This is a genomic window from Roseateles sp. P5_B10, from assembly GCF_056400485.1.
Genome location: NZ_JBFULE010000029.1, coordinates 1 through 21,441, shown reverse-complemented (window position 1 = coordinate 21,441; position 21,441 = coordinate 1). Strand labels below are relative to the sequence as shown.

Genomic DNA, 21,441 nt, shown 5'->3' with positions numbered 1-21,441 from the left:
TCGTTGTCCTGCTCGCAGACTTCCAGGCCGGTGGCCAGGTCGAAGCTGGAGTCGTACCAGCCGCAAATTTCCGGCTTGCCGCCTGGCAATCCGGCGCGCGACCGCGCGGGCATGGCCACGGGCAGCTTGGAGTTGGACCAGGGCGACTGCGACGAGCTGAAGAATTGCATGGTGGCGGCTCCGTGTTTGTGAAGGTTCGGCGTGGTGTTCAACGCCATGCCGTCAGCATCGGCGCCGGGCCTTTTTTCGGACATCACCCGGAGGGTGGAGCGAAGGGGGAGAAGCCATTGACGCATCCCCCGTCTCTCCCCCCCGCCTCCCCCAAAAGGGGGAGACGGCCGCACGCTAAGCTCGCGGCGCCCGTGACATGTCCACCACCTTGATTCGTTCCGCGCCGCTCCCTCCAAGCCTGTTTCCCCCGTCCCCGGCTCAGCGCGGGCTGGTGGCGCTGCTGCTGGCACTGCTGTGCAGCCCGGGCCTGGCCGTCGCGCTGGGCAGCGAAGGGCTGGACCTGCGCGAACGCCTGGCCACACTGGGCCTGTCCCTGTGGCTGCTGGCGCTGGCGCCGACCCTGTTGGGCAGCCTGCGCTGGGCCTTGCTGGCCTGGACGCCTGCGGTGCTGCTGCTGCCGCCCTATGTCTACCTCTGCCTCAGCCAGGGCAGCCCCCCGGGCGACGCCCTGGTCGCGGCGGCGCTGCACACGGCACCGACGCGCAGCCTGGAGGTGGTGCGCGGGTTCGGCGCCTGGGTGTGGCTCTGGGCGGCCATCGCCATGGCCTACCCCCTGCTCGCCTGGCGCGTCGACCGGCGCTGGCACCTGGCGCACCGCAAGGGGTGGCTGGCCGGCCTGCTCGGCGTGGCCAGCCTGTCGCTGGTGATGCGGCAGGCCGTGCCGCAGCAGCTGAGCCTGCCCACGTTCTTCGAGCGCACCACGGCCGACCGGGTCTTTCCGCTGAACCTCGCATCCAGCCTGCAACGCGTGCTGGAGCAGGACCGGCGGGAGAAGCCGACCGTCTCACTGCAGGGACGCGCCCGCCCCGGCTGGGCCGAGGAGGCGCTGCATCTCGTGCTGGTCATCGGCGAGTCGGTTCGACCCGATCATCTGGGCGTCTACGGCTACGGGCGCGACACGACACCCGGCCTGTCGGCGGCGCGGGACGAGTTGCTGTTGTTTCGCGACGTCGCCTCGACGGCGCACTGGACCGATTCCGCCGTGCCCGGGATCGTCGCCCGCCGGCTCGGCGAGCGTGATCGAGCCAGCCTGGTACGCACGCTGCGCGAGGCCGGGTATCACGCGGCCTGGCTGTCGAACCAGGAGAACTCGGACCTGATCAGCGACGCCAACCTGGCTGACTTCGCTCGCGGCGACTACGACTTCCACCTGCGCATGGACGCCGCGCTGCTGCCGCCGTTCGAGGCCCTGCTGCGGCAGGCCGGGCCGCGCCAGTTCATCGTGCTGCACATGATCGGCAGCCATTTCCCCTATGAAGAACGCTACGACGCCCAGGCCCGGCGCTTCACGCCCACGCTGGCGGACGCCGGCGTCAACGGCTGGCCGGGCCCGGGCCACAAGGCCGAGACCATCAATTCCTACGACAACACGCTGGTCGTGCTGGACCGTTTCCTGATGCGCACCATGGCCGCGCTGCGTGCCGACCCGGTGCCGGCCCTGCTGGTGTTCACGTCGGACCACGGCGAAAACCTGTTCGACGACGAGCGCCAGCGCTTCATGCATGCGCTGCCCGGCCCGTCGAAGGCGGACACGACCGTGCCGCTGTTCTTCTGGGCCAATGACGCCTACCGCCGCCGCTGGCCCGAGGCGCTGCTGCCGCTGCAGGCACGCCGCACAACGCCGATCAGCCACCCCGATCTGATGCCCACGCTGCTGGACCTGGCCGGCGTCGACGCCGACGGCATCTCGCCCGCGGAAAGCCTGCGCTCGCCGGACTGGCGGCCGCGCCAGCGGCGCCTGCGCCAGATCGACGGGCCCGGCTGGAATTACGACGACATCCGCTGATCCACAAATTAGGGTCAGAGTCTATTTATCCCTCACCAACGCCACCAGGAGCCGCCATGCCCGCCACCGCCCCCATCGCTGCGATCAGCCCCATCGACGTCGCCGCCAGCCTGACGGAGCTCTGGTCGCCACGCGTCGTCGGCGCCTTCGATGACAACTACGTCAAGGTCGCCAAGGTGCAGGGCACCTTCGGCTGGCATCGCCACCCCGACGAGGACGAGCTCTTCCACATCCTGCGCGGCCGGCTGCGGATCGAGTTGCGAAACGGCCCCGTGACGCTGGAAGCCGGGCAGATGTTCGTCGTGCCGCGCGGCGTGGAGCACTGCCCCGTCGCCGAGGAGGAGTGCCTGTTGATGCTGATCGAGCGCAAGACGACGCTGCACAGCGGCGACAYGCCCAACGAGAAGACGCGCTCCATCGAAGAGCAGCTCGGCAGCTAGCCAGCGCCCCGGCTGAGCTCGCGGCACGCGTCGGTGCCGATCCAGCGCGCCGATTTCTCATCACGCTGGCACAGCCGTTCCGCCACAGTGAGCGCAGGCTCACGTAGCGCCTTGCTGCGTTTTCCGATCTGCCGCAGCGCCCAGTTGACGGCCTTCTTGACGAAGTTGCGTTCGTCATCAGCCGCGGCTTCGATGAGCGGCAGGCGGGCGATGAAGTCGGCATCCGGCCGCTGCTTCTGATGCACCGCGGCCACCGCCAGCAGCGTGAAGCCGGCGCGTTTCTCGAACTCGGGCTCGCGCGCCGCCCAGCGCGGGATCGCATCCCAGGCCAGCGGACTCTTGACGAAGGCATTGGTGCAGGCCTGGTCGCAGACATCCCAGGCGCGCATGTCGGCGACCCAATGGTCCATCTGCTTCAGAGTGAACTTCGCCGGCTCGGCCACCATGCCGGCCAGGATCTGGGCATCGGGGATGCCGGTGTCCCACAGCGCCAGGGCCAGCCCGTGGTCGCGCTTGAACTCGCGGGCCAGCGCGCGCAGCGTCGGCACGGCCAGGCCCAGGCGGCCCTCGCCGGTCAGGCCGAAGCCGGCCATGGCTTCGAGCGCTTCGGGCCGGGCCGCCGCGCGCAAACGTTGGAGGGCGAGATCAAATCGGTCGCTGCTGCTCATCAAACGAGTCCTTGACTTCGAGTGCACTCTAGGTCGTCCAATGGCACTGGGCCTGTTCACACTACGGCAACGGGCCGCGTTGTGACCAGAAAGGTCGCAGGCACGACAGCAGACCGCAAGCTGGGTTCATACCCAGCGAGGATCTGCAACACAGCATGCGGGCTTTCTGGTCACAACCCTTCGGGAAGGCCCGTCGCCAGGGGCCACTCGGCGTTGCGTCGCTGGCCCGCACGCGWGTGCGGGCGGCGCGCTGCGCCTTGATTGGCCCCTGGCGGCGGGCCTTCGCGACCCATTGCCGTAGTGTKAACAGGCCCTAAAAGAACGGGCGCGGCAGCCGGTGGACCGGCTGTCGCGCCCGAGCCATCACCGCCTCATCGCCGCGGCTCGACAGTGGACGGCCAGGGGCGACACGGGCAAGGCGGTCGTGCTCAATGCATAAGCCCTCGCGGTGGTGGCGGCTGAATATTCGTCCATCGCCACGCCCACCGCAGTAAGCAAGGGTTGCCTTTGGCGACCGGGCGTCAGCGTTCTTCAGCGCTATTCAGCGCCGTGGCAGCGGGTAGCTCGCCAGGCTGGCATAACCTTTCTTCGAGACTGACTGCACGCCGAAGACGACGTTGTCCTTGGACACCGGCAGCGTCGAGCGCGTGGCCCGGCCCACGTCCTTGAACTGCTGCCAGGCGGCCGAGTCGGTGTCGCGCCAGACGACGCGGTAGCCGGCCACCTCGGGGTCGTCGCTGGCCTGCCACTCCAGCGTCGAGTCGTTGGTCAGCTCGCGCGCATCCAGCTTCACGCCCTTGGGCGGCGCCGGCGCCCAGGCCAGCGTGGCCAGGCCGGCGAGGTTGGCGCGCGCCACATCGGCCACGTAGGCGAAGTCAACGAACTCGGGCAGGTCACCGAACACGACACCGTTTTCGGTCCTGGGGTTCTGGTGCTGGTGGGCGAAGTTCTCAAAGGGTTCGGAGAAGCGCACCGCCGCATAGCCACGCTCCAGGAAGGGGATGTGGTCACCGCCGCGCAGATAGCGGTCGCGGCGTTGGATGAGCTGGACCGTGAAGCCAGGCATGGCAGCCTCGGCGGCCGCCTTGAGGTGGCGGCCGAGCTGGTGGGTCGGCAGGTCCTCGTTGCCACCGGCCTGCAGCAACGGCAGCAGCTCGGCCTGCATGGCAGCGACGGACCTGACGTCGGCGTCGCTGGCGGGGCGGTTGGCGTTGGCGGCGGTCAGCAGGCGCACCAGCGGGTCGAGGCCGTCGGCAAACAGGCGCAGGCGTTTGGGGTCGGCCTGGCCCGCGTCGCCGCGCGAGCTGCCGACGATGTCGTTGGTGATCATGGCCTCGACATTGGTGCCCGCAGCACGTGCCTCGCGTGCCCATTGCGCGGCGCCCAGCAGCCCCTGCTCCTCACCCGGCACTGCCATGAAGACGAGGGTCGCGTCGAACTGGCGCCCAGCCATCACGCAGGCGAGCTCCATGACCGCAGCCGTGCCGGAGGCGTCGTCGTTGGCGCCGGGCGCCTCGCCCAGGGAATCCATGACGTCGCTGTTGCGCGAGTCGTAGTGGCCGCTGACGACGAGGACGCGGCTCTTCGACGCACCGCGGCCCGGCAGCGTGGCGACGACATTCACCAGCTCGGTCGCCTGCGGCACGCGGTTGCCGGCCGGCTCGATGAAGCTCTGCTCCTCCACCTGCAGCCGCCCGCCGGCGAGCCTGGAGCAGTTGGACAGCTCCGCCGTGATCCAGCGGCGCGCGGCACCGATGCCGCGGGTGTCGGAGGCGATGTCGGACAGCGTATGGCGCGTGCCAAAGGCCACCAGCCGGCGGATACGCGACTCGATGCGGGCCGGGCTGACTTCGGCCAGCATGGCCTTCAGCTCGTCGGCCGGCGCAGACTGGGCCTGGGCCGTGGCGGCGAGCAGGGGGAAGAGTATGAGGGCGGTCAATCGGGCTTGCATGCAAACGATTCTGCCCTTGCCGGGTTGGCCGCGTTCTTCTACTCTGCCAACGCCACTGAGGAGATTCCGATGAGCGAGACGAGCCTGGATTCGCGAGTGAGCACCATCCGAACGGTCGCGCTGGTGGGGCCGGCGGCGGCCGGCAAGACGCTGTTGCTGGACGCATTGCTGGCCCATGCCGGCGCCATCCCGCAGGCCGGCAGCATCGAGCGCGGCAGCACGGTGAGCGACCATGACCCGTTGGAGCGGCGCCTGGGCCATTCGCTGCAATCCAGCCTCGCCCACTTCACCCATGGCGGCATCCGCGTGCACGCCATCGACACGCCTGGTGCGCCGGACTTCGTCGGCCAGGCCCTGCCGGCGCTGGAGGCGGCGGACACCGCCATCGTCGTCATCAACGCCCAGAACGGCATCGAGCTGATGGCCCAGCGCTTGCTGGCTGCCGCCGCTGAGCGCGGGCTGACACGCCTCATCGTCGTCAACAAGATCGACTGTCCCGACACCGACCTGCCCGGGCTGCTCGCCCAGATCCGCGAGGTGTTTGGCAAGGAGTGCCTGCCACTGAACTTGCCGGCCAGCGGCGCCAAGCGCGTCGCCGACTGTTTCTTCGCGGCGTCCGGGGACGCCGATTTTTCGTCCGTGGCCGAAGCGCACCGGGCCCTGGTCGAGCAGGTCGTCGAGGTCGATGCGGCATTCGTGGACCGCTACCTGACCGACGGCGACGTCGACCCGCGCGAGCTGCATGCGCCGCTGGAGCAGGCGTTGCGCGAAGGGCATCTGATCCCGGTCTGCTTCTGCTCAGCCAAGACCGGCGCCGGCATTGGCGAACTGCTGTCGGCGATCGAAGCCTTGATGCCGAACCCGGCCGAGGGCAACCCGCCCCCTTTTCTGGAAGGCAAGGGCACGGAGCCCACGCCCTACCCCGCCCGGCCCGACCCAGCCGGCCATGTGCTGGCCCATATCTTCAAGATCGTCGCCGACCCCTACCTCGGCAAGATGGGCGTCATGCGCGTGCATCAGGGCCGCGTCGCCAAGGGCGGCCTGCTCTTCGTCGGCCATGCGCGCAAGCCCATCCGCGTCGCACACCTCTTCATGTTGCAGGGCGCCAAGCATGTCGACATTGACGAGGCTTTGCCGGGTGACCTCTGCGCCATTGCCAAGGTGGAAGACCTCGCCTTTGACGCCGTGCTGCATGACGCGCAAGAGGACGAGCACATCTACCTGAAGCCGCTGGATTTCCCCACCCCGGTGCACGGCCTGGCCATCAGCCCCGCGCGCCGCGGCGATGAGCAGAAGCTCTGGGAGGTGCTGGCCCGGCTGGTGGAGGAAGACCCCTGCCTGCGCATCGAACAGGCCGGTGAAACGCACCAGACGCTGGTCTACGGCCTGGGTGAACTGCATCTGCGCCTTCTGCTGGAGCGACTGCGCGAGCTCTACAAGAGCGAAGTCCTCACCGAGCCGCCGCGCATCGCCTACCGCGAGACGATCTCGGCGCCGGCCGAAGGCCACTACCGCCACAAGAAGCAGAGCGGCGGCGCGGGCCAGTTCGGCGAGGTCTATCTGCGCGTCGAGCCGCTGGAGCGCGGCGCCGGCTTCGAGTTCGTCGACGCGGTGAAGGGTGGCACCATTCCGGGCCAGTTCATGCCGGCCGTCGAAAAAGGCGTGCGCTCGGCGTTGGCCAGCGGCGTCATTGCCGGCTATCCGCTGGTGGACCTGCGCGTGGTCGTCTATGACGGCAAGCACCATTCCGTGGACAGCAAGGAAATCGCTTTCGTCACCGCCGGCCGCCGCGCGCTGATCGAGGCCGTGCGCGAGGCCCGGCCGCTGATCCTGGAACCCATCGTGCAGGTCGAGATCACGGCGCCCGAGCACGGCATCGGCGACATCACCGGCGACCTCGCCTCACGCCGCGGTCAGGTCAACGGCACGCGCTCCGCCGTGCCGGGCAGCCTCATCGTGCAGGGCCTGGCACCGCTGGCCGAACTGGCCAGCTACCAGACGCGGCTGAACGCGATGACGGCAGGCGAAGGGCGCTACACGCTGCTGCTGTCGCACTACGAGCCGGTGCCGCCGAACACGCAGGCCGCCCTCGTCGGCGCTTACAAGGCGCACGACGAAGGGGACTGAGCTTCAGTGCTTGGCCTTGGCGGTGGTCTTCCTGGCCGGCTTGGCCTTGGCGTCCACCTCGGTCTCCGTGTGCATGACACACAACCATTCGCCATCCTTGCGCAGCCAGACGGACGAGTCGGCCATCTCCTGCTCCTTCTCCTCCGACTTGCCGCGAGGCGCGATGGCCTGCTTGACTCGATAGGTCAGCACGGCGGTGTCGTCGTTCGGGTGCATGACCTGCATGTCGCTGAACTCGAACGATCTGATGACCATCGGGCCTTCTTCCGCCATGTGCTTGTACTGCTTGCGATCGAACTGCATGGCGCCGTGTGAACTCACCATCAGCGCCGGTTCGTCCAGCAGCGCCACTGCGGTGTCGGTGTCTTCGTCCACCATCGACTGCCAGAACTTCTTCTCCAGCGCGATGAGGGTGCTGTCTGCGGTATGCATGCCAATCTCCTTTGACGGCCTAAAACCTCAATATGGGTGCAGCCTGGCGGGCATTCAGTAGGAGTTGCCGGCTCAGCCGGGTCGGAACCGTCCTACGACCCGGGATCGCGCAGAAGTGAAGGTGAAGATCCATTTATCATTGCGGCCCATGCCCAGCGCCCCCCGCGACGTCGCGCAGATCCGATTGGACAACGCGATGCGGCTGTTCGAAGAGTTCGTCAGCGCCACCGTCAAGAATGCCGATGCCGCCACCCTGCGTGGCCTGGAAAGGCGTTTCGCCGAGAGGCTGCAGATCCAGCCCAGCTACTGGAGCCAGATCAAGGGCCGCTCGCGCCAGATCGGCGAGCGCCTGGCGCGGCAGTTCGAGCAGCTCTGTCACAAGGCGCCGGGTTGGATGGACATCGAGCACGGTGCAATGGCCACTGCCGAGGCACCGGCCATGCCCGCTGTAGCAGCGCCTGCGGCAAGCGACTCGCCCAGCATGCCCCGAGATGACGACGAGCGCTTCATCATCGGCCTGGTGCTGACCTACTACCGCCGCCACCCGCAGCGCGCCCGCACGCGGCTGCTGGATCTGCTCGGCGAGGTGCTGACGCCCTCGACCACACCGGCACCCGTGCCGGTGAAGGCGGCCGCGCCCAGTCCGCAGGCCGAGCTCGACGAGTGGCGCAAGCTGCAGGCGCGCGTCGCGCCGCTGAAGGCCAAGAAGCGCTGATCCTTCCGCGCATCCATCACTGGACGGCCGGTACTACTCACGTTAGGGGTGTTGGATAAAAACCGCTTGCGCAAGAGCAACGTTTGTTTATCATTTGCGCAAGTTGTGGCGTGTTGCAGTTCTCCCGTCACAGCGAGGTCGCACACCCAAGCCCTCTGACCGCCCGGCCCGCTTGCCTCGAGCGCAAGCCCCGGGCCCCAACTCATCCATGCAAACGCAGGCGCCACCCCGGGCCGAGCCGCCGCATTGCCCGCCGCCCACGTGCGGCCCCAACCGGAGCACGCCATGCCCCAATTCACCTCCCCGCGTCCCCTGCAGATCAAAGCGCTCAAACCGCGCAATCCGCTGGTGGCACCGGCCATGCAACGCCAGGCCGGCGCCCACCGAAGCGCGCACGACGCCCATGCCCAGCGCCAGCAAGCCCGCCTCGAATTGCGACGCCTGCTGCGCGACCGCTTCCCCGACGACAGCCSCTGACCACAGCGCGCCGCCTGCCCCTCAGCCATGACCGATCCATGTCATGAGGGCCGGCCCGGCGCCAAGGAGACCCTCATGAGATTGATCGAGTTGAGCGGCCCCGATGCCGCCGAAACCCACGCCGCCTGGGCCCGCCGCTGGACCCGCGTCAAGCGCGCGGCCCGTGCCATCCGGTTGGTGTTCTCGCCGGCCTACCGCCGGCGCCGTGCCCGCAACCATCTGGAGTTCTACGCCGAAGCCGGCGCGCCTGAAGGCGCGCTCTACGTCGATGGCCAGCTGACCGCCCGGCTGGAAGGCGTGCGCAGGCTGTAGAAAGTCGCCCCTCGTTTGCTCTTGCTCCGGCTGAACGCCGGCAAGTGCGAACGGTCCCCCGAGGGGACGGCGATGCTTGCCGTATTGACCGGCAAGCACATCGCCAGCCGGGCCGGCTTGGGAGCGGCCCGGCGCTCGCCCCGAGATAGGGGTGCCGTCAAAGCTGAAATGGTTGGCAAAACGGGGCCGCCTCCGACGAGCAGGCGGCCCCGCCCARGCCTAGCATCGGCCCCATGTCCGACCGCCTCTGCCTGACCGCGCCACTCCATAGCCTGGAGGCCTGGGTGGACGCCTTTGCGCGGGCCGAGATCCCCGTACTGGCCGAGACGGCCGAGTCGCTTGAGCACATGCGCGCGACCGAGGACGACGTCGACGCCCACGGCCTGGGAGAAATGATCGCCACCGACCCGCTGATGACGCTGAAGGTGCTGGCCCATGCCAGTGAGCGGCGGCGCGGCAGCACTTCCGGGCTCAGGGCCGACGCCGAAACAGTGACCGCTGCCATCGTGCTGATGGGCATCACCCCCTTTTTCCGCGACTTCGGTCCGCAGCCGACGCTCGAGCTGGTGCTGGCTGATAACGACGAGGCCCTGCTCGGGCTGTCACGTGTCATGCAGCGCGCCGAACGTGCCTCGCGCTTCGCGCTGGGCTTTGCGGCCCACCGGGCCGACCCAGATGCCGCCGTCATCCACAGCGCCGCCTTGCTGCATGACTTCGCCGAGATGCTGCTGTGGGTACATGCGCCCGTGCTGGCGCTGAAGATCGCCGCCTTGCAGGACGCCGACCGGCATCTGCGCAGCACGGCTGCCCAGCGCCAGGTGCTGGGCATTGAACTGGCCGAACTGGAGCAGGCCCTGATGCGACGCTGGCATCTGCCGGACTTGCTCGCGCGCATCACCAGCGAGAAAGACGGCCGCAACCCGCAGGTGCGCTGCGTGCACCTGGCTGTGCGGCTGGCGCGGCACACGGCGCGGGGCTGGGATGACGCGGGCGTGCCGGATGATCTGCACGACATCGCCGAACTGCTCAACCTCAGCGAAGCGCACGCCCTCAAGCTGCTTCACGAATTCGACTGACGCCAACGCCGGGCTATTCCCTTCTCCCCTGAAAGTTCGGCCGCCGCACATTCCCGGCCATCAGGCCGCGCAGCCTCGTGCGACCGCGCGACAGCCGCGACATCACGGTGCCAACGGGAATGCCGAGGGCCGCGGCGATCTCGGCATAGGCCATGCCGTTGACGGCCAGCAGCAGCAGCACCTCGCGCTGCTCCACCGGCAAGGTCGCCAGGGCCTTGTGCAGGTCGCGCAGAGCCAGGCGTTCGGACTGCGCTGCAGCGACGGGGATGTCCAGCACCTGCCTGTCGAGGTCCACCACATCCAGCCGGCCACGGCGCAAAGCGTCGACGTGCAGGTTGTGCATGATGCTGAACAGCCAGCCGCGCATGTCGCCCACGCCCTGCCAGAGCCCGGCGCGCGACCAGGCGCGCTCCAGCGTGTCCTGCACGAGATCATCAGCGTCCTCGCGGTTGCGCCGCAGCGACCGCGCATAGCGGTGCAGCCGGGGCAGCCAGCCCAGCACCAGGCCGACGTCGGGCAGCGACGCGCCAGGGCGGGAACGGTACCGGTCGACCGTGGTCATGGCCGGTGAATGCCACCGGCCGGCGCACAGGTTCAAACCGGTACAGCGGTCGTGTTCTTCAGCCGTTCCAGCACGAAGCTGGTCTTGCAGTCCTGCACGCTGGGGTGCATCAGCAGCGTGTCGCTGATGAAGCGGGCGTAGTGCTGCATGTCCTGCACCAGCACGCGCAGCAGATAGTCCATTTCGCCCGTCAGCGCCGCGCACTCGACCACCTCGGGCCAGGTCTGCACGGCAGCGCGGAAGAGGTCGCGCGGATTGCGCAGCGGGTTGTCGGTCTGCTTCTCCAGCCTGACATTGATATAGGCCGTCAGGCCCAGGCCGATGCGCGCCGGCGCCACCAGCGCGACATAGCCGGCGATCACACCGGCCTCCTCCAGGCGACGCACGCGGCGCAGCACGGCGGAAGACGACAGCCCAGCCTCGCCGGCCAGCGTGTCATAGGTGAGGCGGCCATCCTGCTGCAGCGCGCGCAGAATGCGGCGGTCAATGGCGTCGAGCTCGATGGCGGCTTCCATGGCCGTGATTTTGCAGGTTTCCTGCGCCGATGGCCGAGTCCGCGCCGAAGAATGCATGAAACCTGCGCGAACCGCGCCGCAGAATTTTCGTTTTCAAGCATCACGCCGCTGGAGACTTTCATGGCCAAGTTCACCCCCTGGGACAACCCGATGGGCACCGATGGTTTCGAGTTCATCGAGTTCGCCGCGCCCGATCCGGCGGGCCTGGGCAAGCTGTTCGAGACCATGGGTTTCAAGGCCGTCGCCAAGCACCGCCACAAGAGCGTGACGCTGTACCGCCAGGGTGGCGTCAACTTCATCATCAACGCCGAGAGCGATTCCTTCGCGCAGCGCTTCGCGCGCCTGCACGGCCCGTCCATCTGCGCCATCGCCTTTCGCGTGCAGGACGCCGGCCATGCCTACAAACGCGCGCTGGAGCTGGGCGCCTGGGGCTTCGACAACAAGGCCGGCCCGATGGAGCTGAACATCCCCGCCATCAAGGGCATCGGCGACTCGCTGATCTATTTCGTCGACCGCTGGCAAGGCAAGGGCGGCGCGGGCGCCGGTGCCATCGGCAATATCTCGATCTATGACGTGGACTTCGTGCCGCTGCTGGACGCCAACGACCAGCCGGTCGACCCCAACCCGGTGGGCCACGGCCTGACCGAGATCGACCACCTGACGCACAACGTCTTCCGCGGCCGCATGAAGGAATGGTCGGAGTTCTACGAGCGCTTCTTCAACTTCCGCGAGGTGCGCTACTTCGACATCGAGGGCAAGCTGACCGGCCTGAAGAGCAAGGCCATGACCAGCCCCTGCGGCAAGATCCGCATCCCGATCAATGAAAGCTCGGACGACAAGAGCCAGATCGCCGAGTACCTGGACCTGTACCACGGCGAGGGCATCCAGCACGTGGCGCTGGGTACGACCGACATCTACGGCACGGTCGAGGGCATGAAGAGCACCGGCGTGCAGTTCCAGGACACCATCGAGACCTATTTCGACCTCATCGACAAGCGCCTGCCGGGCCACGGCGAGAACGTGGACGAACTGCGCCGCCTGCGCATCCTCATCGACGGCGCCACCCACCTGGGCGTGGACAACGAGCTGCTGCTGCAGATCTTCACCAAGGAAGTCATCGGTCCGATCTTCTTCGAACTCATCCAGCGCAAGGGCAACGAGGGTTTCGGCGAAGGCAACTTCAAGGCCTTGTTCGAGAGCATCGAACTGGATCAGATCCGCCGCGGTGTGCTGAAGGACGAGCCCGCCAAGGCCGTCTGAAGACACTGCCAGGCCTCGTCCGAGTGGACGAGGCCCATGTGGCCGACGCCATCGAGCCGGTGCGCCCGCGCGCCGGCCAGGATCGCCCGCTCCGCCGGATTGACGATCTGGTCACAGGGCGTCCAAAAGCAGTCAACGTCAGGCAGACCCGGCAGCGCCGCCAGCCAGGCATTGCCCAGGCGCATCTGCTGCGTGTTGACGCCCAGACCAAGCGCTGCCATGCGCGTGCCCTGGTGGGGTGAACCCAGCGTGATGACATGCGGCGCCTCATGCCCCGCGCCGAAGCGGCGCCACCAAGCCCGCAGCGCCAGGCCACCCATGCTGTGCGCGCAGAGGATGGGCATGCGCCCCGTGTGCGCCTTGAGCTTCTGCACGCCGGCTTCGATCTCCTCCGCATAGACATCGATGCTGCCGAAAGCCGGCTCCAGCGAAGGCGCGACGAAAGCGACACCTTGCTCGCGCAGGCGCTCCATCCAGCCGTTCCAGCGGCCACGATTGCAGGAAAAACCGTGCACCAGCAACACGCCCTGCCCGGCGCCCGCCGGCAGATGATCCGCTTCGGCCCATTCGCGCCAGGGCTGGCGCCATGAGAAGGCCAACTCGCTGGCGACGACTTCCCGGGCCCAGGCGCGAAGCAGTTGCCCCCAGGCCGGTGCGGGCCGGTTCACCCAGCGCAATTGCAGGAATCCCCCCGCCAGAATGAGCGCATGCAGGCCCAGCGTCAGCAGCCCCCAGCCCCAGCCGAAGYGCCAGCCCACGGCCAGCGCCAGGGCCAGCCGCAGCAACACCCAGATCCTTTGCAGTCGTCCGTTCATCGCCCGAGTGTAGGAAGGCAGAATTCCGCCGACCCATGGATGAACTGAGTGCCGAATCCCTGCTGAATGAACTGCGCGCCGTCGACGCGGAACGCGCCCGCCGTGCTGCCGACCCCGAGCTCGAGGCCCGCGTCCAGAGCGTGAAGGCCTTCCAGCAGCGCCGCTTTGCGGCCACCTATGCCGATCTGCTCGCCAACCCACGCTATGAGGCGGCCACGCGCTTCTTCCTGCACGAGCTTTACGGTCCCGACGATTACCGCCAGCGTGATGCGCAGTTCGCCCGCGTCATCCCGACGCTGACCCGCCTCTTTCCCGCCGAGGTCGTCGACACGGTCGCCAAGCTCGCGCAGCTGCACGCCCTGTCCGAACGCCTGGATACGCGCATGGCCGAGCACCTGCTGTCAGCCGATATCAAGCCCGACGAATACGCCATTGCCTGGCGCGCCTGCAGCGAGCCCGCGTCGAGGCAGCGACAGATCGAGCTGACGATGGCGGTGGGCGAGTCGCTGGACAAGCTGACCCGCAAGCCGCTGCTGCGCCAGACGCTGCGGCTGATGCGCGGCCCCGCGCAGATGGCGGGCCTGGGCGCGCTGCAGAACTTTCTCGAAAGCGGCTTTGACACCTTCCGCGCGATGCGGGGCGCGGGCGAGTTCCTGTCCACTGTGCGACACCGTGAGGACACACTCGCACGTGCATTGTTTCGCGGTGATGCATCCGCGTTAGGGCAACTCCCCTAGCTTGATGTAACACGGCGTCCCAACATCGAAGGCTTCACGCCAAGCACGTCAGAAGGCTCTCGATGACCGCCGTCCTTGCCGAAGTCACCGAAGTGACATCCCGCGCCAAGCCCTGGCTGGCCAGCTACCCAGCCGGCGTGCCGGCGCAGATCGACACCCGCGTCTACGGCTCGCTGGTCGACCTGCTCAACGAGGCCTTCCGCAAGCACGCCTCACGCGATGCCGCCATCTGCCTGGGCCAGCGGATGCGCTTCTCGGAGATCGACCAGCTCTCCATGCAGCTCGGCGCCTGGCTGCAGGCCCAGGGGCTCAAGCAGGGCGACCGCGTCGCCATCATGATGCCCAACCTGCTGCAGTACGGCGTGGCCATCGCGGCCATCCTGCGCGCGGGCTTCGTCGTCGTGAACGTSAACCCGCTSTACACSCCGCGCGAGCTSGAGCATCAGCTCAAGGAYTCGGGCGCSSRCGCCATCRTCGTGCTGGAGAACTTCGCGCACACGCTGTCCGAGGTCATCGACGCGACCGACGTGAAGCATGTCGTGCTGGCGTCCATGGGGGACCTGCTGAACTGGTGGAAGGGCCCGCTGATCAACTTTGCCGTGCGCCACCTGAAGAAGATGGTGCCGGAGTTCCGCCTGCCAGCCGGCGACGGCCGCACCGTCGTGCGCTTCAATGAGGCCCTCGCCCATGGCGAGCGCCTGCACCTGAAGAAGCCCGAGCTCGGGCCCGACGACGTTGCCTTCCTGCAATACACCGGCGGCACGACCGGCGTGTCCAAGGGCGCCACGCTGCTGCACCGCAACATCGTCGCCAACATCCTGCAGGTCGAGGCCTGGTTCCAGCCCATGCTGGCCCGGCTGCCCGACCAGAACATGCAGTTCACCAACGTCTGTGCGCTGCCGCTTTATCACATCTTCGCGCTGACGGCCTGCTTCATGCTCGGTGCGCGCATGGGCCACCTCAACATCCTGGTGCCCAATCCGCGCGACATCCCCGGCTTCATCGAGACATTGCGCGGACACAAGATCCACATCTTCCCTGCCGTCAACACGCTGTTCAATGCACTGGCCGCAGAGCCGGGCTTCTCGCGGCTGGACTTCTCCGAGCTGGTCATCTCCAACGGCGGCGGCATGGCCGTACAGCAGGCCACGGCCGAGAAATGGCTCAAGGTCACCGGCTGCCCGGTGGTCGAAGGCTATGGCTTGTCCGAGACCTCGCCGGCGGCGACCATCAATCCGCTGGACCAGCGCGCCTTCAACGGCAGCATCGGCCTGCCGATCTCGTCCACCGAGATCGCCATCCGCGACGACGACGGCCGCGACCTTCCGATCGGCGAACGCGGCGAGATCTGCATCCGCGGCCCGCAGGTCATGGCCGGCTACTGGAAGCGCCCGGACGAGACCGCCAACGTCATGTGCGCCGACGGCTACTTCAAGACCGGCGACATCGGCATCATGGACGAGCGTGGCTATGTGCGTATCGTCGACCGCAAGAAGGACATGATCCTGGTCAGTGGCTTCAACGTCTACCCGACCGAGATCGAGCAGGTCGTCAACATGCATCCCGGCGTGCTGGAGTGTGCTGCCATCGGCGTGCCGGACGCCAAGTCGGGCGAAGCGGTCAAGCTTTTCGTCGTCAAGAGCGACCCGGCGCTGGCCGAGGAAGACCTGGTCAGCTACTGCACGGCACAGATGACGGCCTACAAGCGGCCCCGGTTCATCGAGTTCCGCGACGAACTGCCCAAGAGCAACGTCGGCAAGATCCTGCGCAGAGAACTCCGCACCAACACTGCCTAAGTCTTATTAGGCCGCGCTCGCTGCCAAGGCCAGAGGCCTTGTCCTTCGCCAGGCRCAAACAGTCCTCAGGACTGTTTGTGTCYGGGCTCAGCCTCGGGGGTGGGCTAGAACGGGTTGTTCTTGGCGCGCGTGAGCGCCAAAGTGCCGATGCGCTGCTGCGCGCTCGGGCCGAGCAGGGTGTCGCCGGCCCACAGCCATTGCGTGGGGTTGGCGTCGGTCACCAGCGTGTCCGTCGTGCAGTCCTGAGGCGCGACCTCGGTGCGGCAGGCCGCGTTCGTCACATCGGCGTAGCCGAAGGCGGCCGGGAAGCGCGCGATCTGCTGGATCGTCTCGTCAACGAGCACGAGGCCGACCAGGCGGCCGTCGTTGAGCAGGTTCAGACGCATGGTCGTATTGAAGGCCGAGCTCAGGTCGTTCAGGAAGATGGCGCGGTCGATGTCGGTCTGCTGCTGTCTTTCCTTTTGACCGTAGGGCGTCAGGCCGACGTCGAAGATGGTGGCCACCAGCACACGGCCGTTGGCATTGGCGATGCGGTTGACCTGGTCGGCCAGCAGCTTGCCGCGCGCCTTGGCCTCGTTGATCAACGAGTCACGGCTCTGGGCCGGGAACTGGCGATACAGCTCGAGGATGTCGTTGACGCCGACCATGATGGACACGATGTCCTTGGGGCCGAAGCGGTCGTTGGACAGATGCAGGTCGATCTTGTCGCGCACATCGGCAACCTTGTTGCCCAGTGCCGCGTACATGATGCCCTGGGGCAGCGCGACGAAGTCGGTGTTGCACTGCGGGTAGACGAAGCCAAAGCCGCCGGCCAGGATCTGGCTCCAGACCGGGCTGAGCTTGCAGTCCACCTGCTTGGTGTCGGGATTCAGGCCGTTGATCGTGTACTTCTTGCCGCTTTGCAGAATGGTGCCCATCTCGTCGCCGAAGGCGATGACGCGGGTCGGCGCAAACGGGTCGATCTGCTGGGAGCTGCCACCGCCGCAGCCGGCGATCAGCGCGGCCGCTGCCACCATGGCCAAAGCCAGGCCGCGCTTCAATTTCTGGGAGACAACACGTTGCATGACGATCAACTCAGGAACAAGAACTCAATCGGAAAAGGCGGCCGCGGCCCGGCTGAGCCGGTCGCGCACGCCATCCCAGGCAGGGTCGTGGGGCGGTGCCTCGACCCAGATTTCGCGCGCGCCGGCCGCGTCCAGAAGGCGCAGCACCGCGAACAATTCGTGGGCCGCTGCCGCCGGGTCGGCCGGCATGGCCTGCCAGCGCCAAGCCGGCAGCTGGGCGCGTGAATATACCGCCACCCCCTCCAAGCCCCCGCTGGCGGCCGTTGTGGCCAAACGTAAAGCCAGCGCCTGGGCATCCAGCAGGCGCACGCGGGCGCTCGGCGCGTAGTGCGCAGCCAAGGTGCCCGAGGCCTTGGGCGCCGTGGCATCCGGCTCCACGAGCGGCTGGCCCAGGGCGGCCTCGATGCGGCCACGGCTGATCAGCCCCGGGCGCAGCAGGGCCGGATGCTCGCGGCTGCAGTCGACKATGCTGGACTCGATGCCCACCTCGCAGGCACCGCCGTCCAGCACCATCAGCTCGGGGCCGAATTCCTCGACGACATGGCGAGCCAGCGTCGGGCTGACGCGACCAAACCGGTTGGCACTCGGCGCGGCCAAGCCCTCGACGCCCAGCGCGCGCGCTGCGGCCAGCACGGCGCGGGCGACCGGGTGGGCGGGTGAGCGCAGCGCCACGGTGGCGTGGCCACCGGCCGCAGCCTCGGCCATGCCGGCCTTGCGCKGCACGATGACGGTCAGCGGGCCGGGCCAGAAGGCATCCATCAGCCGGCGTGCGGCGACGGGCAGATGGTCGGCAAAGGGTTCGGCGCCGGCGGCGTCCAGCACATGGACGATCAGCGGGTGGTCGCTGGGCCGGCCCTTGGCGGCAAAGATCCTGGCAACGGCCTCGTCCTGGTCGGCGCGCGCGGCCAGGCCATAGACGGTCTCGGTCGGCAGGCCGAGCAATTCGCCGTCGGCCAGGCGGCGCGCGGCGGCCTGGACGGCTTCGGGATCGTTGCCGGGCAGAAGCAACATCAGAAGTCGGTGGGCAGGCCCAGGATGGCGGCAGCCTCCACGGCGACCGCATGAGCCGCCTCAGGCGTGTCGGCCGTGATGTTCAGATGGCCCATCTTGCGGCCATGGCGGGCGTCGGCCTTGCCGTAGAGGTGCAAATGCGTGCCCGGCAGGGCCAGCACGCGGTCCCAGGCCGGGGGCGTGGGGCCGCCGTCGTCGTTGAACCAGAGGTCGCCGAGCAGGTTCAGCATGACGCTGGCCGAATGCTGGCGCGGCGCCGGCAATGGCAGGCCGGCCAGCGCCCTCACCTGCAGCTCGAACTGCGACACATCGGCGCCGTTCATCGTCCAGTGGCCGGAGTTGTGCGGCCGCGGCGCCATCTCATTGACGACCAGGCGGCCATCTTGCAACCAGAAGAACTCGATGCACAGCACGCCGACATAGTTCAGCGCGTCCGCGACCTGACGGGCGGCGGCTACTGCCAGCCTGTCGACCTCGACCGGCACATCCGGCGCCGGCACCTCGGTGACGGCCAGAATGCCGCCGCGGTGCAGGTTCTGCTGCACCGGGAAGTTGACGATCTGCCCGTCCGCGCCGCGCGCCACCAGCACGCTCAGCTCGGCCTTCAACGGCAGCAACTGCTCAAGCACGCAAGGGACGCGCTTGAGCCCTTCCCAGGCCTGGGCCAGCTCGGCGGTGGTGGCCACGCGAACCTGACCCTTGCCGTCATAGCCCATACGGCTGGTCTTCAGGATGCCTGGCAGCAGGGCCGGGTCGACGGCCGCGAGTTCGATCTCATTGGTGATGACGGCATGCGGCGCGCAGGGCACGCCGGCCGCTTCGAAATGCGCCTTCTCGATGGCGCGGTCCTGGCAGACGGCGACCGACGCCGCGGCGGGCGCCACGACACGCATGCCGGCGAGCGTCTCCAGCGCAAGGGCCGGCACGTTCTCGAACTCGGTCGTGATCGCGTCGCAGTCGCGCGCCAGCTGGGCCAGGCCGAAGGAATCCAGATAGTCGGCCTTGATGTGCTTCTCGGCCACGGCGCCCGCCGGGCTGACGGCATCAGGGTCGAGCACGATGCAACGGTAGCCCAGGGCCTGGGCGGCATGCACGAACATGCGACCGAGCTGGCCGCCGCCCAAGACGCCCAGCGTCGCTTGCCGCGACTCGCCAAGCGTCGCCGCACCAGGGAGAAGGGCTGTCAACGCAGTTCCTCGCTCATCGCGCGGGCGATTTCGGTCTGTTTCGTGCGGAAGTCATTCAGCTTGTCCAGCAGGGCCGCATCACCCGTCGCCAGCATCGCCACAGCAAACAGCGCCGCATTGGCCGCGCCGGCATTGCCGATGGCAAAGGTCGCGACCGGGATGCCCTTGGGCATCTGCACGATGGAATGCAGGGAGTCGACGCCCTGCAGGTGCCGGCTGGCGACAGGCACGCCCAGCACCGGCACCGTCGTCTTGGCGGCCAGCATGCCCGGCAGATGGGCCGCACCGCCAGCACCGGCGATGATCGCCTTGAGCCCGCGGCCTGCCGCCGCTTCGGCATAGGCAAACATCTCGTCGGGCATGCGGTGGGCCKACACGACCCTTGCCTCGAAGGCAACACCGAACTCGGTCAGAATCTCGGCCGCTTGCTTCATCGTCTCCCAGTCGCTGCTGGAGCCCATGACGATGCCGATGACGGCATCCGGGTTCTGGGGGGCTGGGGTGGACAAGGTCGCGCTCCGGAAGGCTCAGAAAAGCCTTGAATTGTAGGTGGCGCGTCCCGAAGTCTGTTGGCGCCACGGGGGGCGGATGCGTTGCCACTCAAAAGCCCGCGAGCAAGGCGCGAAACGAAGCTGGGGTCATCCCCAGCGAGGCTTCGCAACGCTGCGCGCGGGTTTTTGAGTGCCAACCTCTTCGGGAGAGGGCCTGCGCGGGCGCATGGCGTTGTTGCGCGCCTTGCACGGGCAAACCAGCCCGAGCTTCGGCGCGACGCCTAGCCCTGCGCCCGCGCAGACCCTCTCGCACCGCCCCCCGTGGCGCCAACAGACTTCCTACCCTCAGCCATGATCGACATCAACCTCCAGAACTTCGAAGCCGAACTCATCGTCGCGTCCCAGAACCAGCCCGTGCTGCTGGACATCTGGGCGCCCTGGTGCGGCCCCTGCAAGACCCTGGGTCCCGTCCTGGAGAAGCTGGAAACCGCCTACGCTGGCCGTTTCACGCTGGCCAAGCTGAACAGCGACGAGGTGCCCGAGATCGCCACCCAGCTCAGCCAGATGTTCGGCGTGCGCTCCATCCCCTTCTGCGTGATGTTCTCTGGCGGCCAGCCGGTGGACGGCTTTGTCGGCGCCCTGCCCGAGGCGCAGATCCGCGAGTTCCTGGACAAGCACGTGCCGGCCGGCGAGGAACTCGAAGCCRAGGCCGACCTGGCCGATGCCCAGGACCTGATGGCCGACGGCGACCTGGAGGCCGCGCTGACCAAGCTGGCCCATGCGGTGCAGACCGACCCGGCCAATGACGCTGCCCGCTTCGATTACGTGAAGGCGCTGCTGGAACTCGGCCTGCTCAACGACGCGCGCGCTGCCTTCGCCCCGGTGGCGGCCAAGGCCGCCGACACCCTGGTGCCCTCGCCCCGCCTGGCGGCACTGGCCACCTGGCTCAGCGCCTTCGAAGCCGCCACGGGCGCCGACCCGGCGGCGCTGCAGGGATCAATCGCCGCCAACAAGCGCGATTTCGACGCCCGCTTCACGCTGGCCCAGTTGCACCTGGCCAACCAGCGCTTCACCGAGGCCATGGACGAGCTGCTGGAAATCATCATGCGCGACAAGGCCTGGAACGGCGAGGCCGCGCGCAAAACCTACGTGGCCATCCTCGAGCTGCTGACCAAGCCGGCTCCCAAGCACGCCGCCGAGGCCAAAAGTGGCACGCTGGAACTCTCCGGCAAGGCCGCCGTCGTGCCCAGCGACCCGCTCATCGACAGCTATCGGCGCAAGCTGTCGATGGCGCTGTTCTGATCAGGCCCGCCTGACAGCCGCACGGCCCGGAATACTCAGGGCACGCCGCTGTTGCCGCGATTGCTGCGGATGTCGCGCAGCCTCACGCATTCCGGGTCGTTGTGATAGATCGGCTTTTCGCACTGCCGGTCGATGCACCAGGCGCGCGCGAACAGCACCCGGCCGCCGCAGGCCTCGTTGGCGGTGCGCGGCTCGGTGGACGGCGCAGGGGCCGCCGATGCCGGGGCCGCCTTGCTCGACGGGGCGGCCGGGCTGGAGGCCGCCGGCTCGGGCGCCGCGAAGACGGGGCTGCGCGGCACCGGGCGGAAGTCGCCGGCCTTCTCGGTCACGATGGGCTTGGGCGCCGTGTCGCGACGCGAGGGCGCCGAGCCGGGCAGTGCCACCGGGCGGGTGTTCACGCCAGTCGCAGCCGACGCGGGCGCAGGCTTGACGGGCACAGGCACCGGCGTGAGCGCGGGCGCAGGCTGTGAAGCTGGCGCGCTGGCC

General features: G+C 68.1%; 21 protein-coding genes and 1 pseudogene. 11 read left to right on the top strand and 11 right to left on the bottom strand.

Annotated features, from left to right (window positions below; genetic code table 11):
- Positions 1 to 367: 367 nt before the first annotated feature.
- Together AC1DU6_RS04125 and AC1DU6_RS04120 are read left to right on the top strand one after the other, a co-directional pair.
- On the top strand, positions 368 to 2,017 hold the full coding sequence (locus tag AC1DU6_RS04125; RefSeq protein ID WP_457321036.1) for a phosphoethanolamine transferase: 1,650 nt from the start codon (positions 368 to 370) through the stop codon (positions 2,015 to 2,017).
- Positions 2,018 to 2,073: 56 nt separating this feature from the next.
- The gene (locus tag AC1DU6_RS04120) at positions 2,074 to 2,457 is read left to right on the top strand and encodes a cupin domain-containing protein (RefSeq protein WP_477856140.1); all 384 of its coding nucleotides are present in this window, start codon (positions 2,074 to 2,076) and stop codon (positions 2,455 to 2,457) included.
- On the opposite strand, the gene AC1DU6_RS04115 is transcribed toward AC1DU6_RS04120, so the two are convergent.
- Together AC1DU6_RS04115 and AC1DU6_RS04110 are read right to left on the bottom strand one after the other, a co-directional pair.
- On the bottom strand, positions 2,454 to 3,125 hold the full coding sequence (locus AC1DU6_RS04115; RefSeq protein ID WP_477856139.1) for a DNA alkylation repair protein: 672 nt from the start codon (positions 3,123 to 3,125) through the stop codon (positions 2,454 to 2,456). The genes AC1DU6_RS04120 and AC1DU6_RS04115 overlap by 4 nt on opposite strands.
- A gap of 541 nt (positions 3,126 to 3,666) precedes the next feature.
- On the bottom strand, positions 3,667 to 5,076 hold the full coding sequence (locus tag AC1DU6_RS04110) for a M28 family metallopeptidase (RefSeq protein WP_056205000.1): 1,410 nt from the start codon (positions 5,074 to 5,076) through the stop codon (positions 3,667 to 3,669).
- 63 nt (positions 5,077 to 5,139) lie between these two features.
- On the opposite strand from AC1DU6_RS04110, the gene fusA reads away from it, so the two are divergent.
- Entirely contained in the window at positions 5,140 to 7,203 is a 2,064-nt protein-coding gene (gene fusA, locus AC1DU6_RS04105) for an elongation factor G (protein ID WP_457321675.1), read from the top strand.
- A gap of 3 nt (positions 7,204 to 7,206) precedes the next feature.
- Here fusA and AC1DU6_RS04100 read toward each other — a convergent pair whose 3' ends face one another.
- Positions 7,207 to 7,635, bottom strand: coding sequence for a nuclear transport factor 2 family protein (locus AC1DU6_RS04100; RefSeq protein WP_056205004.1), 429 nt, complete (start codon positions 7,633 to 7,635; stop codon positions 7,207 to 7,209).
- Between the two features lie 148 nt (positions 7,636 to 7,783).
- Here AC1DU6_RS04100 and AC1DU6_RS04095 point away from each other — a divergent pair, with 148 nt between their 5' ends.
- The 4 genes from AC1DU6_RS04095 to AC1DU6_RS04080 all read left to right on the top strand — a co-directional run bounded on the left by AC1DU6_RS04095 (position 7,784) and on the right by AC1DU6_RS04080 (position 10,215).
- A complete protein-coding gene (locus AC1DU6_RS04095) occupies positions 7,784 to 8,350 on the top strand; it encodes a hypothetical protein (RefSeq protein WP_457321659.1) in 567 nt (188 codons plus the stop codon).
- A 285-nt stretch (positions 8,351 to 8,635) separates the two neighbouring features.
- Positions 8,636 to 8,827, top strand: a complete 192-nt coding sequence (locus tag AC1DU6_RS04090; RefSeq protein WP_477856138.1) for a hypothetical protein — start codon at positions 8,636 to 8,638, stop codon at positions 8,825 to 8,827.
- 75 nt (positions 8,828 to 8,902) lie between these two features.
- On the top strand, positions 8,903 to 9,139 hold the full coding sequence (locus AC1DU6_RS04085) for a hypothetical protein (protein ID WP_157282183.1): 237 nt from the start codon (positions 8,903 to 8,905) through the stop codon (positions 9,137 to 9,139).
- Between the two features lie 233 nt (positions 9,140 to 9,372).
- Positions 9,373 to 10,215 carry an HDOD domain-containing protein gene (locus tag AC1DU6_RS04080; RefSeq protein WP_457321657.1) on the top strand — a complete coding sequence of 281 codons (843 nt, stop codon included), beginning with the start codon at positions 9,373 to 9,375 and terminating at the stop codon, positions 10,213 to 10,215.
- Between the two features lie 13 nt (positions 10,216 to 10,228).
- On the opposite strand, the gene AC1DU6_RS04075 is transcribed toward AC1DU6_RS04080, so the two are convergent.
- Positions 10,229 to 10,777 carry an RNA polymerase sigma factor gene (locus AC1DU6_RS04075; protein ID WP_457321655.1) on the bottom strand — a complete coding sequence of 183 codons (549 nt, stop codon included), beginning with the start codon at positions 10,775 to 10,777 and terminating at the stop codon, positions 10,229 to 10,231.
- A gap of 32 nt (positions 10,778 to 10,809) precedes the next feature.
- Positions 10,810 to 11,292: an Lrp/AsnC family transcriptional regulator gene (locus tag AC1DU6_RS04070; protein ID WP_056205021.1), complete on the bottom strand. Its 483-nt coding sequence runs from the start codon at positions 11,290 to 11,292 to the stop codon at positions 10,810 to 10,812.
- A 120-nt stretch (positions 11,293 to 11,412) separates the two neighbouring features.
- On the opposite strand from AC1DU6_RS04070, the gene hppD reads away from it, so the two are divergent.
- Positions 11,413 to 12,552, top strand: a complete 1,140-nt coding sequence (gene hppD / locus AC1DU6_RS04065) for a 4-hydroxyphenylpyruvate dioxygenase (protein WP_457321653.1) — start codon at positions 11,413 to 11,415, stop codon at positions 12,550 to 12,552.
- Here the strand turns inward: hppD and AC1DU6_RS04060 are convergent.
- Positions 12,504 to 13,367, bottom strand: a complete 864-nt coding sequence (locus tag AC1DU6_RS04060) for an esterase/lipase family protein (RefSeq protein ID WP_477856137.1) — start codon at positions 13,365 to 13,367, stop codon at positions 12,504 to 12,506. The genes hppD and AC1DU6_RS04060 overlap by 49 nt on opposite strands.
- Positions 13,368 to 13,402: 35 nt before the next feature.
- Between AC1DU6_RS04060 and AC1DU6_RS04055 the strand changes: the two genes are divergently transcribed.
- Complete coding sequence (locus tag AC1DU6_RS04055) at positions 13,403 to 14,104, top strand: DUF8198 family protein (protein WP_457322913.1); 702 nt, start codon at positions 13,403 to 13,405, stop codon at positions 14,102 to 14,104.
- 62 nt (positions 14,105 to 14,166) lie between these two features.
- Entirely contained in the window at positions 14,167 to 15,900 is a 1,734-nt protein-coding gene (locus AC1DU6_RS04050; RefSeq protein ID WP_477856136.1) for a long-chain-fatty-acid--CoA ligase, read from the top strand.
- 104 nt (positions 15,901 to 16,004) lie between these two features.
- Here the strand turns inward: AC1DU6_RS04050 and AC1DU6_RS04045 are convergent, their stop codons facing one another.
- The 4 genes from AC1DU6_RS04045 to purE are packed head-to-tail and all read right to left on the bottom strand — an operon-like array spanning position 16,005 to position 19,623.
- Entirely contained in the window at positions 16,005 to 16,964 is a 960-nt protein-coding gene (locus AC1DU6_RS04045; protein ID WP_157282187.1) for an SGNH/GDSL hydrolase family protein, read from the bottom strand.
- A 24-nt stretch (positions 16,965 to 16,988) separates the two neighbouring features.
- On the bottom strand, positions 16,989 to 17,975 hold the full coding sequence (locus AC1DU6_RS04040) for an L-threonylcarbamoyladenylate synthase (RefSeq protein WP_477856135.1): 987 nt from the start codon (positions 17,973 to 17,975) through the stop codon (positions 16,989 to 16,991).
- Entirely contained in the window at positions 17,975 to 19,162 is a 1,188-nt protein-coding gene (locus AC1DU6_RS04035) for a 5-(carboxyamino)imidazole ribonucleotide synthase (RefSeq protein ID WP_457322916.1), read from the bottom strand. The genes AC1DU6_RS04040 and AC1DU6_RS04035 overlap by 1 nt, the downstream gene beginning before the upstream one ends.
- Positions 19,159 to 19,623 carry a 5-(carboxyamino)imidazole ribonucleotide mutase gene (gene purE / locus AC1DU6_RS04030; RefSeq protein WP_477856141.1) on the bottom strand — a complete coding sequence of 155 codons (465 nt, stop codon included), beginning with the start codon at positions 19,621 to 19,623 and terminating at the stop codon, positions 19,159 to 19,161. The genes AC1DU6_RS04035 and purE overlap by 4 nt, the downstream gene beginning before the upstream one ends.
- A gap of 381 nt (positions 19,624 to 20,004) precedes the next feature.
- Between purE and AC1DU6_RS04025 the strand changes: the two genes are divergently transcribed.
- On the top strand, positions 20,005 to 20,955 hold the full coding sequence (locus AC1DU6_RS04025; protein ID WP_477856134.1) for a tetratricopeptide repeat protein: 951 nt from the start codon (positions 20,005 to 20,007) through the stop codon (positions 20,953 to 20,955).
- 35 nt (positions 20,956 to 20,990) lie between these two features.
- Here the strand turns inward: AC1DU6_RS04025 and AC1DU6_RS04020 are convergent.
- Positions 20,991 to 21,441 (bottom strand): annotated as a pseudogene (locus tag AC1DU6_RS04020) (hypothetical protein); the annotation flags it as partial.